This is a genomic window from Mobilisporobacter senegalensis (assembly GCF_003752155.1).
Lineage (GTDB): Bacteria > Bacillota > Clostridia > Lachnospirales > Lachnospiraceae > Mobilisporobacter > Mobilisporobacter senegalensis.
The window spans coordinates 18,978-31,791 of record NZ_RJVG01000001.1 but is presented as its reverse complement, the minus strand read 5'-3'; the positions used below and the strand labels follow the sequence as shown (position 1 = coordinate 31,791).

10 protein-coding genes and 1 pseudogene are annotated in these 12,814 nt (G+C 33.2%); 6 read left to right on the top strand and 5 right to left on the bottom strand.

Features of this window, described 5'->3' with window-relative positions; genetic code table 11:
* The first annotated feature begins 5 nt into the window (after positions 1-5).
* From EDD66_RS00125 to EDD66_RS00115, 3 genes are read left to right on the top strand one after another with little or no spacing between them, the layout of a single operon-like run.
* Complete coding sequence (locus EDD66_RS00125) at positions 6-1,784, top strand: HlyD family efflux transporter periplasmic adaptor subunit (RefSeq protein WP_123607516.1); 1,779 nt, start codon at positions 6-8, stop codon at positions 1,782-1,784.
* 12 nt (positions 1,785-1,796) lie between these two features.
* Positions 1,797-2,537, top strand: a complete 741-nt coding sequence (locus EDD66_RS00120; RefSeq protein WP_123607515.1) for an ABC transporter ATP-binding protein — start codon at positions 1,797-1,799, stop codon at positions 2,535-2,537.
* Positions 2,515-3,687: an ABC transporter permease gene (locus tag EDD66_RS00115; RefSeq protein WP_243115270.1), complete on the top strand. Its 1,173-nt coding sequence runs from the start codon at positions 2,515-2,517 to the stop codon at positions 3,685-3,687. Before EDD66_RS00120 ends, EDD66_RS00115 begins: the two co-directional genes overlap by 23 nt.
* Before the next feature lie 113 nt (positions 3,688-3,800).
* On the opposite strand, the gene EDD66_RS00110 is transcribed toward EDD66_RS00115, so the two are convergent.
* From EDD66_RS00110 to EDD66_RS00100, 3 genes are all read right to left on the bottom strand, one after another.
* Entirely contained in the window at positions 3,801-4,256 is a 456-nt protein-coding gene (locus EDD66_RS00110) for a GyrI-like domain-containing protein (RefSeq protein WP_123607514.1), read from the bottom strand.
* A 67-nt stretch (positions 4,257-4,323) separates the two neighbouring features.
* The gene (locus tag EDD66_RS00105; protein ID WP_123607513.1) at positions 4,324-5,226 is read right to left on the bottom strand and encodes a helix-turn-helix transcriptional regulator; all 903 of its coding nucleotides are present in this window, start codon (positions 5,224-5,226) and stop codon (positions 4,324-4,326) included.
* A gap of 21 nt (positions 5,227-5,247) precedes the next feature.
* Positions 5,248-7,164 carry a S8 family peptidase gene (locus EDD66_RS00100; RefSeq protein WP_123607512.1) on the bottom strand — a complete coding sequence of 639 codons (1,917 nt, stop codon included), beginning with the start codon at positions 7,162-7,164 and terminating at the stop codon, positions 5,248-5,250.
* 354 nt (positions 7,165-7,518) lie between these two features.
* Here EDD66_RS00100 and EDD66_RS00095 point away from each other — a divergent pair, with 354 nt between their 5' ends.
* Positions 7,519-8,031 (top strand): ferritin, encoded by a 513-nt coding sequence (locus EDD66_RS00095; protein ID WP_123607511.1) that lies wholly within the window; start codon positions 7,519-7,521, stop codon positions 8,029-8,031.
* A gap of 61 nt (positions 8,032-8,092) precedes the next feature.
* Positions 8,093-9,955: a polysaccharide biosynthesis protein gene (locus EDD66_RS00090; protein ID WP_123607510.1), complete on the top strand. Its 1,863-nt coding sequence runs from the start codon at positions 8,093-8,095 to the stop codon at positions 9,953-9,955.
* A 218-nt stretch (positions 9,956-10,173) separates the two neighbouring features.
* On the opposite strand, the gene EDD66_RS00085 is transcribed toward EDD66_RS00090, so the two are convergent.
* Positions 10,174-10,683 (bottom strand): helix-turn-helix domain-containing protein, encoded by a 510-nt coding sequence (locus EDD66_RS00085; protein ID WP_207667730.1) that lies wholly within the window; start codon positions 10,681-10,683, stop codon positions 10,174-10,176.
* Between the two features lie 77 nt (positions 10,684-10,760).
* Positions 10,761-11,429 (bottom strand): hypothetical protein, encoded by a 669-nt coding sequence (locus EDD66_RS00080; protein ID WP_123607508.1) that lies wholly within the window; start codon positions 11,427-11,429, stop codon positions 10,761-10,763.
* A gap of 542 nt (positions 11,430-11,971) precedes the next feature.
* On the opposite strand from EDD66_RS00080, the pseudogene EDD66_RS00075 reads away from it, so the two are divergent.
* A pseudogene (locus EDD66_RS00075) lies at positions 11,972-12,604 on the top strand (ABC transporter ATP-binding protein); the annotation flags it as partial.
* Positions 12,605-12,814 lie beyond the last annotated feature (210 nt).

Below are 12,814 nucleotides of genomic sequence, written 5' to 3'. Positions count from 1 at the left end.
TAGGCATGAGTGACATATTTAAAAATATAGGTAAGAAGTTCATAGGAATTATTAAAAAAATATTTTCAAGGAAATGGGTCAGAGTCCTTGCTATTATCCTTACAGTAATTATTGGTGGCATAACGATTTTATCTAATATAGCAAAAAGTAAATTTGAGCAAATGCAGAAAGATGCTATCGTAACAGAAGTTTCTGAAAAAAGGGATATAGAAAAAGTTTTGTCTTCCTCTGGAACAATAGAACCACTTAATACTTATGAAGTAACTACATTAGTGGATGGTGAAGTGATTGCCGCTGATTTTGAAGAGGGTGAACAAATAAAAGAAGGAGATATCCTTTATAAAATAACCACCGAAGATTTAGATACTAAGATCGAGTCAGCAAAAACGAATGTAGAACGTGCAAAGAGAAATTATGAAAAAGCTCTTGAAGAAAAAGGGAAAGCAGATGAGGATTATCAAGATGCTTTGGATGACCTTGGAGATTATGCAGTTAAATCTGACAAGGATGGGATCATTACGGAACTGCTTATAGAAGAAGGCAGTAAGATTCAAGCAGGGACTCAAATAGCTAAAATATATGATAACAGCTATATGTTATTGACTGTACCATTTAGTTCTGCCGATGTAAAAAAAAGCTGGGTGAATAAATCAGCCGTAGTGGAGATAGATGGAAGCAGTGAAACATTAAAAGGAACTATTACAAAAGTGAGTTCCCTTGAAAAAGTATTAACAGGTAACCGTGTTGTTAAAGATGTTACCATAAAAGTTAAAAACCCAGGCGGGATTACGCTGGAAACAAATGCATCTGCTTTAGTTGGTAATATATCAAGCAGTGGAGTAGGTACATTTAAGGCAATTGAAGATTCTGTTATAGTGGCAGATAATAGCGGTGAAATCAGTAAGTTAAGTGTTGACGAAGGGGACAGAGTTAAAAAAGGGTCTGTTATTGCATCACTTGATAATGATTCCATTGATGATCAGTTAGAGACATACCAGAAAACTGTAGATAATGCCAAGGATGGAGTAGACAATGCCAGGGATAATGTAGAAGATGCAGAAAAATCATTAGAAGAGCAAATAGATGCTTTGGCTGATTATAATGTTACGGCACCAATCTCTGGGCAGATCATCACTAAAAATGCATTGGTAGGTGACAAAATCAGAGCTGCAAATATGACAAATTCTCTTTGCACCATCTATGATCTATCGGCTTTAGTCTTTAAGATGTCTATTGATGAATTAGATATTATGAGTGTGAAAGTGGGTCAGGAAGTTAAAATAACTGCAGATGCTCTTCCGGATGCTAAAATCACAGGTTTCGTTACGAATATCAGTCTTCAAAGTACTACTAATGGTGGCGTAACACAGTATCCTGTGACAGTGGAAATTAAAGAACCAGGTAATTTGCTTCCAGGTATGAATGTAACTGGCGAGATCGTTACAGAAAGTGTATCGGATGTAGTTTCTGTTCCGGTAGATGCTTTAATGAGAGGCGATATAGTCTATGTGAAAGATGAATCAGTGAAAGAAGCAGTTGGTGACATACCAGCCGGTTTTAGAGAAGTAAAAGTTGAAACTGGATTGTCAAACGATGACTATATTGAGATAAAAAGCGGTTTAGAGGAAGGGAAGGAAGTTTATGTGGTACGACAGGGCGGCACAACAGTAATGATGATGCCCGGAGGAGCGATGGTAGCTCCTGCTGAGGGAGGTCCGGGTCAGGGAGATGGATCTCAGCGAAGACAGCGTACGGATGGTGCTAGTGCAGCTCCAGCCAGATAAGGAGGCATTATAATGGACAATGCAAGCACACCTCTTATTGAACTGATTGATATATATAAGATATATAAAATGGGTAATACAGAAGTAAGAGCCAACAATGGAATCAGCTTAAAAATTTATGATGGCGAATTTGTGGCAATTGTGGGGAAATCAGGAAGCGGAAAATCAACAATCATGAATATCATTGGCGCCTTAGATGTTCCTACGGAAGGCCAATATATATTAAAGGGGCAAGATGTAAGTAAAATGAAAGATGATGATCTTGCAGCAGTACGAAATAAAACCATAGGATTTATTTTTCAGCAATATAATCTGCTTACTAAAGTGAATATACTTGAGAATGTGGAACTGCCGCTGATTTATTCCGGTATGAGTAAAAAGGACCGAAAAGAAATAGCCATGAATGCGTTAGAAAAGGTGGGAATTGCTGATAAGTGGAAGAATCATCCCAATCAACTGTCCGGTGGTCAGCAGCAAAGAGTTTCCATAGCCAGAGCTTTGGCAGGGAGTCCTTCTCTTATACTCGCAGATGAACCAACGGGAGCCTTAGATTCCAGAACCAGCCGGGAAGTATTAGATTTTTTACAAACACTTAATAGTGAGGGAAACACTATAGTACTTATTACTCATGACCAATCAATAGCCATGGAAGCAAAGAGGGTAGTTAAGATTCATGATGGTCAGATTGTTTTTGACGGAGCAGTAGAAGAATATAAGGAGACAATAGAACATGGGCATAGGGCAGGCATTTAGATTATCAATAAAAAGTATTGTCAGTAATAGAATGCGTTCTTTCCTCACTATGTTGGGCATGATTATTGGTGTCGCTTCTGTTATTACTTTAACAGGAATAATGCAAGGTGCTACGGATGATACTATGTCACAATTCTCGGAATTAGGAACAAACAATATAACAGTTGCAATTACCAATACTGGTTCAAGGCATGTTGAAGTTGATGATATGTATAATATTGTAGATGAAAATCCTACTATTTTTAAGGCTGTAACGCCTAATGTAAATGCAGGTTATACAGTAAAAAATGGAGTCAATTCAGTAGATACCAGCGTAATTGGCGTTGGAGAAGACTATCTGGATATTAATCAGTTAAAAATGACCACAGGAAGATTCATCCAATATTCTGATATTAAAACACGTAACAATGTCTGTGTTATAGGAACTTATATCAGAGATGAATTATATGATGGGAATGTTAATATTGGTGACTCTATTAAGATAAACAGCCAGTTATATACTGTTATCGGAATTTTAGAAGAGAGTGGAGATTCCGAACAAGGCAGTGGTGATGATCGTATTCTGATTCCATATTCAAATGCAGCAAGAATGGCTAATATTGCTGATATATCAAGTTTTACTTTCTCAGCGATTGATACGGAACTTGTAGAAGCAGGAGAAAAAATATTAGATGATTATATATATAGTGTAATGAAAGATAAAGATTTATTTCAAATCAGCAGTTTAACTCAGTTACTTGACATGGTAGAAGAGATGATGGGGGTATTGACTGGAGTACTTAATGGTATAGCAGGAATCTCTCTATTAGTAGCAGGGATTGGAATTATGAATATTATGTTAGTATCCGTAGTAGAGAGAACGAAGGAAATTGGTATCCGTAAATCTCTGGGTGCTAAGAAAAAGGATATTATGAGACAGTTTGTTATAGAAGCTGCCATGATAAGCAGTATCGGTGGTATTATTGGTATCATCTTAGGCTCAATAGGCAGTATACAGCTTGGTAATCTTTTCAAGATCAGTGCTGTACCATCTGCAGGTTCTATCATTTTGGCATTTACAGTATCTGCTACTATAGGTATTGCATTTGGATATATGCCAGCCAATAAGGCAGCGAAATTGAATCCTATTGATGCTTTAAGAAGTGAATAGAGCTTTTGCAGGCATGACGCTTTGCCAAAGGAATACTTAAAAATAGAAAAACTCAATATAAATTTTATTTAGATCCTTAAGATCCATTAAAATTTATATTGAGTTTTTCTGTTTTATTTTATGCTTATATAGATATAAATAGTAGCCTCGTCCACGTTTGAATCTTGATATTCTTCAAAATCATAAGTATATGCACGGTTAAGATCCATTGCCCAAAGTTTTTGCCAAAATTCCGCTACTGCCTTTTGCATATGTCCCCGTACAAGGAATTTAGCATATTTTCCGGCAGGTATTACTTTTGCAACTGTACACGGAGGTATCTCTTCTGCTTTTTCTACTTCACATGCAACAGTAATATTATATTCACCATTTGCATCGGCTTCATAGTCGGAATAGATTCCCAGTGCTTTATCATTCACCTTATTATTGATTGAAGCATAGATACTATTTTGATAAAAATCATTCCATAAGGAACCTATGACAGCTGTCATATCAGGATCAGTGTTCTTGGTTCTTGCAGCCAGCCCTACCACTGTTTTAGAGTTTAAATAAACGGTTTCATAATTCATCGTGATTACCTCTTTTCTTTTTAGTAACCACATTATAATAAATATAACATGACAACTAATTGTCATGTTATGAATGTTTTTTTAAAATTTTTTCAATTTCCTTTTTATAAGATTTTCTAAGGTCAGATGGTTCTAAAATTTCAAGGCTTGAACCAAAACTTAATAAATAATTATATAACCATTCCCCATCAGGGACTGCTGCTTCCACAATCAACGAATCCCCTGATTTATTTATAGTACCAGTTCTAAATTCATCATAGATACGAAATGCCATGGATTCTTTAATTTTTAACTTCAGTTGAATATTTTTTCCTGTTTCTTTTTCATAAAATGTAGATATTTTTTCTGGGAGATTTACCTTTACTTTATCATGTTCAATGATTTCTAAGTCATCCATTCTTCTTAATTTAAAGAACCTATAATCTTTTCTCAATCTGCAAAATCCATATAGATACCAGCTATTACTTTTGAATATTAATTTTAACGGTTCAACAATCCGCTTGGTATTTTCACCATTATTACTAAAATAGGAAAAAGAAAGAGGAGTGGAATTAAAAATCCCCTTCTTTATTATTTCAAAAATCTGTTTTTCTGCATCACTTTGCTCCCATCCGGAAAAATCAATCTCTATCCAATCGGTCATATCCTTTTTAAAGATATTTCTTAACTTGTGAATAGAACTTTCTACGTTAAAGCGTCCTGTTGCTTTTATACTTTCCAAGGCAACCAAAACATTTTTTTGCTCTTCATCAGACAAAACAGTTTTATCTATGGAATAACCATCTATAATAGCGATTCCACCTCCTTTTCCTTGAGAAGTATATATTGGGATGCCGTTTGAAGATAAGATGTCAATATCTCTGTAAATTGTCCGGACAGATACTCCAAAATGTGCTGCCAATTCTGCAGCAGTGATATTTTTCTTATCTATAATAATATTAGTTATTGCAAATAATCGATCAATTTTCATAACTTTTTTCCTCGACTGATATTATTTAGTTACAGTTAATTTAAATTTAGCAGTCAGACCATTCTGGGTCGTTACAGTAATTGTAGTTGTACCCTTAGACCTTGCTGTTATCTTACCTTGTGTAAGCCCAATTGTGGCAACGTTTTTATTTGTGCTTCTAAAAGTCAGGCCAGTACGAACATTAGCAGGATATAACGTAGGTTTTAAATGATATATACTTCCAATTTTCATGGTCTTCTTAGAAATGGTTGTTATTTTGGTGGGTTTGACAATTGTTACTTTAACAACTTTGATCGTTTCATTCCCTGCTTTGTCTTTGGCATATATAGTATATGTGGAAGTATCAGTCACATTTATTGTTCCAATATTATTTTTAAGAGTTAGTTTAGTTCCGAGAGAATTAAAATAACTTTTTGCCCTGGATCCTTTTGCAAAACGAACTGAGGATAGGGAGTTTGAATTATCTTTTATCGTTATATTTAATGATTTATAGTATGAATTTGTTAAATATTTTTCAGAAGTAATTATTGTTGGAGGAGTCAGATCAAAATTTAATAAATCTTCATCTGTGTAATTTAATGCGGCAAAGGCATCAGGAATACCACCAGAAGAAATTTTATTATTCAGACCATCTACTTCTTTCACAGAATTTAATATAATTGCTTTTACCTGTGTTAAAGTGATTTTATCATAATGGGAATAAATTAGTGCGGCTACACCAGTTACCATAGGAGCTGCCATAGAGGTACCACTAAGATATCCATAACGATTCCCTGCAAGTGTACTCCAGATTGAAGTTCCGGGTGCAGCAATATCAACACTATTGATTCCATAATTAGAAGAAGGGTGCAATGTTCCGTTACAGGTTAGATTTGCCACGGATATAATATTATCCAGATTAAAAGAAGCTGGATAAATTGGTGTAGTATCATTATTTAAGCCTTTGTTATCATCATCACCATTGCCAGCAGCTACAACAAATAACATTTTTGATTTTTTGATGGAATTTTGTAATGCAATATCATTATTATAAGTACCGGCACTAATATTGCAGATGGAAGCGCCCATTTTCTCAGCATACTGAATTCCTTTAATTATAGATTCTGTTGAACCAGAGCCTTCACTGCCGCCTAATGCCTGGAGTGTCATGATTTTTACATTGGCAAAGGAAGCAACACCGGCAATACCATATTTATTCTGTGATGCAGCGACGATACCTGCAACATGTGTTCCATGATCGTCTAAAGTTCTACGGTTATAAACTACATTGGAGTCTGAATAAAAATTCCATCCATAAATATCATCTACAAAACCGTTGGAATCATTATCAATGCCATCTCCTGCTATTTCCATTGGATTAATCCACATAGAATCTTTTAAATCTTCATGGGTATTTGCAATCCCAGTATCTATAACTGCTACGATAACCTCTCTATTCCAGGTAAAATCATCAGGAATGTCAGATACATTCATATCTAAATCTATCCTGGAGGAAGTACCGAATTGATCCACAAATACTCCCTTATTCTCCAACGCCCATTGCAATGAATAATAAGGTTCTTCACTTATTGCATTTGTTTTATAAACATAATTTGGTTGAATCGAAGCAATGTTTTCGTCTGCCTCTAATATATCTATTGCTTCAGATAAGTCTGATTTATTCTTTAATTCAACAATTATACTTGTATCGGACAATTCAGATATACCTTCATCATTAATGGATGCCAAGGTTTTATTACTGTCAGGATGATCAATAGTATCTTTATAATTAATAATAATTTCGTTAGATTCATATTCTTCTACTTGTGTAATAGAGTCATTCCCGGTATCAAGAAAATCTTCGGCATTCACCGGTAAAATAGAAATATTTGATATATGATTAAATAGATAGATAATTGCTATTAAAATAAATAAATTTTTCGTGGTTTTTTTCTTCATAGTATCACATATGATATAAAATTCTTTCTTATATCAACACTCTCCTTTTTGTCTATATATTATAGAATATAACTAAGTCGAAAGTATGTCAATTTTCTTATGTGAGGTTGAAAAATATACACAATTCTACAAATTTATCCAATTGTGCGAAAGGATTGTTTTCATTAATTTATATCTTTATCTAATAAAATGATAGAAAATAAATATAGTTATGATATAATGAAAACAATGAGCCAAGCGCGAAGCATTTGGCGAGTGCAACAAGATCATGAACTCTTAATTTCATAAATAAGCTAAGTTTGTACATAATAATCTTAGCAGATATTCTAAATTATGAATAAGGAGTGTACAAGCTTGTTAAATGAAAAAGTAATAAAATTATTGAATAATCAAATTAATGCAGAATTCTACTCATCCTATCTTTATCTTGATATGTCATTCTATTATGCAGAGGAAGGATTGGATGGATTTTCAAACTGGTTTATGATACAGGCCATGGAAGAAAAAGATCATGCATTATTATTTTGTAAGTATTTACAGAATAATGAAGAGAAAGTAATATTAGAGGAAATCAAAAAACCAGACATTATTTTTAGTGATTTTAAAGATCCTCTGGTAAATGCCCTTAGGCATGAACAATACGTTACTGACTTAATCCATAATATGTATGATGCAGCATATTCTCTTAAAGATTTCAGGACGATGCAGTTTCTGGACTGGTTCATAAAAGAGCAGGGAGAAGAGGAATTGAATGGAGACACTTTAATAAAGAAATATGATCTATTTGGATCAGATGCAAAAGGTTTATATATGCTGGATAATGAATTAGGAGCCAGGGTTTATTCAGCTCCATCTTTAATTTTATAAAATATTGATATTGAGCATCACTTTTTATAATGGTGATGCTCTTAAAAAGGGATGAATAGTTATGAAAGATATATATAAGTATATGGATAAGAAATTAATTGTAAGAAGATCATTTCTCATATTGTTGGATATCTTAGTAATGAATTTTGCTTCATTATGTGCTATCGTAACACGATTTGATTTTCGGATTGCCGGTGTACCGTTAGAATACAGCGAGGCAGTAATCAGATATGCCCCTCTTTATACTGCTATAACCATTGTTATTTTCTTTATATTTCGTTTATACCATAGTTTATGGCGCTATGCCAGTATTGAGGAAATGACAAACGTTATATATGCCTGCACAATAACAGCACTATTCAATTACATAGGGATGAAATTATTCAATATACATGTACCAAGAAGTTTTTATCCACTTAATTTATTGTTTTTGATCTGTTTTGTATCAGGGTCCAGATTTTTTTATCGTACATTAAGAATGATGAATAACCGATATCGAATGGATAAGCAGAAACATATTATGATTATTGGTGCTGGAGAAGCAGCCAGTGCAATTATAAAAGAGATAACTACAAGCAAATATTTAGATGGAAAAATAGTGTGCGCTATCGATGATAATAAATCAAAAATAGGAAGTTATATTCAGGGAGTAAAAATTGTTGGGAGTCGATATGATATTAAATCCAGCGTAGAAAAATATACAGTTACGGATATTATTATTGCCATCCCCTCCTCTTCCAAGAAAGAATTAAAACCTATATTAGACATTTGTAAGGAAACAAATTGTTCTCTTAAAATTCTGCCAGGAATGTATCAGATCATTAATAATCAAATAAGTGTAAGTAAATTAAGAAATGTAGAAATAGAGGATTTAATAGGGAGAGATATTATAGAATTAGATACGGAAAGTATAATGAATTATGTCAGTAATAAAGTTGTTATGGTAACTGGCGGAGGAGGCTCTATTGGAAGCGAATTATGCAGGCAGATCGTAAAACATAAACCAAAACAATTAATTATCGTAGATATTTATGAAAATAATGCCTATGATATTCAGCAAGAATTAATTAACCTTTACCCAGAGCTGGATCTGGTCGTATTAATTGCATCTGTACGTAATACCAATCGTATGGAATACATATTTAAAGCTTATAGACCAGAGCTGGTGTATCATGCTGCAGCTCACAAACATGTACCATTAATGGAAGTAAGTCCAAATGAAGCAATTAAGAATAATGTTTTTGGTACGTTAAAACTAGTGAAAGCTTCGGATAAATACGGTGTTAAGAAATTTGTTCAGATATCGACGGATAAGGCAGTAAACCCTACTAATATCATGGGAGCATCAAAACGTATCTGTGAAATGATCATTCAAACCTATAATAATCGTTCCAATACAGAATTCGTTGCAGTACGCTTTGGAAATGTACTTGGAAGCAATGGAAGTGTAATACCGTTATTCAAGAAACAGATACTGCAAGGTGGTCCGGTTACGGTTACCCATCCAGACATTATACGATATTTTATGACGATACCTGAAGCGGTTTCTTTAGTGCTCCAGGCAGGAGCATTTGCAAAAGGCGGAGAAATATTTGTGCTTGATATGGGAGAACCAGTCAGAATTGCAGAATTGGCAAATAATCTAATACGATTATCAGGTTTTACACCAGGAAGAGATATTGCTATAGAATATATCGGCTTACGTCCGGGTGAAAAATTATTTGAAGAACTCCTATTGGATGAAGAGGGGCTTCAAGATACAGCAAATAAAATGATACATATAGGAAAGCCTATTCCTTTGGATGAAGAAAAATTCTTACAAGATTTAGAGGAACTTTATATGGAAGTTATTTGTGAAAGTGATAATATAAAAGAGATTGTACATCAAATTGTACCTACCTATATTGAGAAAAGTGAAATCTAGTTTTTAGAGAAATATAAATTAATAATGATAACTATTTTTAAAAATAGATTGAAATACTAATTTACACTTGTTATAATTATTTGGACAATAGTTAGACAAATAGGAGATACATTGTAAACTATATTAAATCATTGCCCAGATATTCAATAAGTTTAGCATTGTTATTCTAAAAAACAGCAGTCACAAATTTCTAATTAATTTGGTACTGCTGTTTTTATTTATAGCCACATGTCGTGCTGAAACCAAATAGAATTTCGATCGATTCCTTTCATTAATTGCCAAACGGGGATGTGAAATGCAATTGCTAATTTAGAGATGCTTTCTACTGTAGGTTCTTTTTTTCTCTGCTCTATCAGGCGGATAAAGATTTCCGACAAACCAGAAAACCTTGCTAAATCTTTTTGAGTCCAGCCCTTTTTCTTTCGAATGATTTGTATGCTTTTAATTAACTGGTCCATGTATTCGGCTACTGTTAATAATTTGGCCTTATTTATTGTTATATCAAATGTTGTAAAATTATTCTCTTTACCATATAACTTTTCGTTTAAGGTAATTGGTTTTAATAATCTCCAAGGCTCTATTCTAAGACTAATTGCGATCTGATATACCTTAGAGATAGTGGGATTTCTCTTACCTGATTCAATCTCAGCGATATAAGATCTTTGCAAACCAGTTCGTATGCTTAATTGTTTTTGACTTAGATTACGCTGCTTTCTATAAAACCTCAAATTATACCTTAAGATATTATTACCTATATTGTACTGTACAGTATAAGTATTAATTTTTGGCCTTTTAGTCATATTATCTATTTACTATATAGATTATGGGGGGGACGCTTTAACATATAATATGTATTTTTAAATTCATGAAATAAATAATTAAGAGCCTTTTCATCAATACCGTGTGCAGTAAGCTGACGCTGGTAGAAATATGCCAGAGAGGGGAAATCAATTCGATCGATATCCACTGTCGACAGGCTTTCAACGATGCAATATACATTACTAATGGAGGGCAGCAGGGAAGGGCAGGGTACCTTATAAGCGCAAACATTGAATTCTAATTTATAAATAGCAGTTCGATCGGTAAATATGTAACGCCTGTTTATTGTTTTGTATATATCTTCTAGTTCATCGAATAGTATATAAATGGAATAAGTAAAAAGTCTTGGTATTATTTTGGAAACAAGACAGGATGCATTTTCTAAAATCGGATGCAATTGTAATTGAGTCGTTTCGAGGATCTTTTGAAATGGAGTATTTTTTGTGTGAACACCTATGGTACTTTCTAATTGAATCAGTTTTTTCACTGGGATTTTTTCATTCGCATCATTGTCAACTTTGTTCATTAATTCAATCTTGAATAATTCTTCAGTACGTTTGGCAGTCAAAGCCAAAGACTCAAGAATAGCTTTTTGAGCCTGACCAAGTTCAGTTTCAATTGTGATATTTTGAACGATGTTCTCTACTGTTGTCAAATTATTTCGCCCTCTTTCACACAAAAATTGATATATTACTTTCGTCTATGGTAAAATGTACCTATTAAAAGCCACTAACGCAATTATATCATACAATTTTTCTCATTGAAAGATGAAATGTTACAAAATATGGTGAGTTTTGTCTGTTTTCCTTAATTTTTCTGTCATATTAAGAAAAAATTGTAAAAAATAAAGTAATTAAAGATTACAAAATTTATTAAAAAAATGAAAAAAGTTCCATATTCAAGTACCTATTAGAACTAAAAACATATAATTTGTGTAAAATTCATGTAAATAATTAGATAAATTTGTTTGTTTATGTAAAAATGTTCAAAATTAAAAACTATAAAAAGTAAGAAATTCTTAAGAAATTTCCAAGAGTTAAAGTAAGAAATAAATTGTAATATTAAATGATTAATAGAAAAAAATGCTAAATATGGTATTAGCATATTTTACAAATTATTAATGATGAATGGGGTGAGAAAGTGCAGGATGAAGTAGAAAAAATTATTGAGATAAAAAATGTAAGAAAGATATACAGAATGGGAAACGAGAAAATATATGCAGTTGATGATGTTTCATTTGAAATACTAAAAGGTGAATTTTGCTGTTTACTTGGCACTTCTGGTTCTGGAAAATCTACTTTGCTGAACCTGATGGCAGGGATAGAAAAATTATCCGGCGGTGAGATTATTATAAAAGGAAAGAATATCCATAAAATGAATGAAAATAACCTGGCTAAATTTCGACAACGTTATCTGGGTTTTGTATTTCAATCATATAACCTTATGAATTCCATGACAGCTTTAGAGAATGTAGAATTTCCCTTGATTTTTAAAAGAGTTAAGACAAAGAGAAGGAAGTTACTGGCAAAGGATATGCTTTTGAAGGTTGGTCTGGGTTCAAGGCTGAATCATAAACCAAGTGAAATGAGTGGTGGCCAGCAGCAAAGAGTTGGTATCGCCAGAGCCTTTGTTTCAAAGCCGGAGATTGTATTTGCAGATGAACCTACCGGCAATCTGGATACAAAGACTGCCATGGAAGTAATGAACTTAATAAAGACGATATCAAAAGAGAATAATCAGACAATTGTTATGGTTACTCATGATAGAAGACTGGCTGATTATGCAGACAAAATTATACATATACTTGATGGCAAGATTCAATCCATCGAAGTGATACCAAATGATACAATGGAAAATGATCCAACCTTAGAAAAAGCAGATAAAGAAACAGCTGCAACTGAGGATAATATTGATAAAATGGTATTAGAGGAGAAAGATATGAGTTTGCCACAGATTGATGTGGATAGTTTATCAGAGATAGAAAATGTATCAATAAATACGATAGATGGGGATAAAATGACAGATATTAATGAGAAAGAA